The 754-nt window shown below is 41.8% G+C and carries 2 protein-coding genes; both read left to right on the top strand.

Features of this window, described 5'->3' with window-relative positions:
• Positions 1–298: hypothetical protein (locus tag HMPREF9065_RS10310; RefSeq protein ID WP_232209092.1), on the top strand; the 298-nt coding region annotated here is incomplete at its 5' end.
• A complete protein-coding gene (locus tag HMPREF9065_RS08045; RefSeq protein WP_021615397.1) occupies positions 295–573 on the top strand; it encodes a hypothetical protein in 279 nt (92 codons plus the stop codon). The genes HMPREF9065_RS10310 and HMPREF9065_RS08045, both read left to right, overlap by 4 nt.
• Positions 574–754 lie beyond the last annotated feature (181 nt).

The following is a 754-nucleotide window of genomic DNA, read 5'->3' as shown; positions in this document are numbered from 1 at the left end:
ATTCACGATTTCGTGCAACAAGTTGCACGCTACGGGGAGCGTTTATTATTTCTGTATGCGGCGACTATTGGCATTTTTGCGTGGGGCGTTGTATGCTAAGGCAAAATTGAACACCACAGGAGATGATATGTTAAATGAAACCAAACCTCAGACGCCTTTTCAGGAGAAAATCTCATCTCTATTTCAACAATCCTTAACCGAAGAACAGCGTTTTTTACAAGGCATTTTGCGCGGTGAGATACAAACATTTTCACACGAAGAAATTGTCGCCACCTTGCGTAAAACGTTAAAACGATGAAGCAGGATTATATCGTTCGTTGGTCTGAAATGGCGCGATTTCAGCTATTGGACAAAGCGGAATATATTCGCGCACAAGCCAATAGCGATGAGATTGCAGATAAATTTCTTGATGAAATTGTGCGTTTAGCAGAAAAACTCAGCTTTATTGCAGATGCGTACGCCGATGGGCGATTTCATGTTTTTCCGCTAAAAAATGGGCATTCCGTTAAATTTTTAGTGGTCGGTTCGTATATTATGATTGCCGCCTTTTTACCTCGTGGCATCAATCATTAATCCATTCCCACCATCGCCTTGTTCCATATTGTAGCGTGCATCTTGATGCACGAATGATTGCCCTCACGAGCGTTTTTATTCGTGCAACAAGTTGCACGCTACGGGTTTACATTATGCGCACACACTACTACAATGACGCATAAAGGATGAGGGATATGTACACAATTGTTGAATCTCATAT

The organism is Aggregatibacter sp. oral taxon 458 str. W10330 (genome assembly GCF_000466335.1).
Classification (GTDB): domain Bacteria; phylum Pseudomonadota; class Gammaproteobacteria; order Enterobacterales; family Pasteurellaceae; genus Aggregatibacter.
The sequence above is the reverse complement of the archived record's forward strand: the minus strand, read 5'-3'. Positions and strand labels throughout refer to the sequence as shown.